This is a genomic window from Salinimicrobium oceani (assembly GCF_012037645.1).
Window position 1 is genome coordinate 1 of the sequence record NZ_JAAVJR010000708.1, and the last position, 432, is coordinate 432.

The following is a 432-nucleotide window of genomic DNA, read 5'->3' on the forward strand; positions in this document are numbered from 1 at the left end:
GTCAACATAAGCATCTCCATTTTTGATCATCATTACCGCCCAGTCATACAGCTGCTGAAAATAATCTGAAGCATAGCACTCCTTAGCCCACTTAAAACCTAGCCAAAGCACATCACTTTTAATAGCGTCCACATACTCCTGCTCTTCTTTAATAGGGTTGGTATCATCAAACCTGAGATTAACGGGAGCATTGTATTTTTCTCCCAATCCAAAATTTAAACAAATGGAGGAAGCATGACCAATATGCAGATATCCGTTAGGTTCCGGTGGAAATCTGAATTGCAAATCTTCTTTTTTATAATCGTTCTTGAGATCTTCTTCTATAAGTTGCTCAATAAAATTGAGGGATCTTTTTTCTTCAGCCATAATTCTGGTTCATCTTTAAGGCTGCAAATTTACAGAAAATATACATCAATCTTATGCCTGCATCTT

The 432-nt window shown here is 36.8% G+C and carries 1 protein-coding gene; it reads right to left on the reverse strand.

The genetic code is table 11. The features are described from left to right. On the reverse strand, nucleotides 1–366 hold a 366-nt coding region (locus HC175_RS19000; protein WP_235942687.1), incomplete at its 3' end, for a glutamate--tRNA ligase family protein. Nucleotides 367–432: the final 66 nt, after the last annotated feature.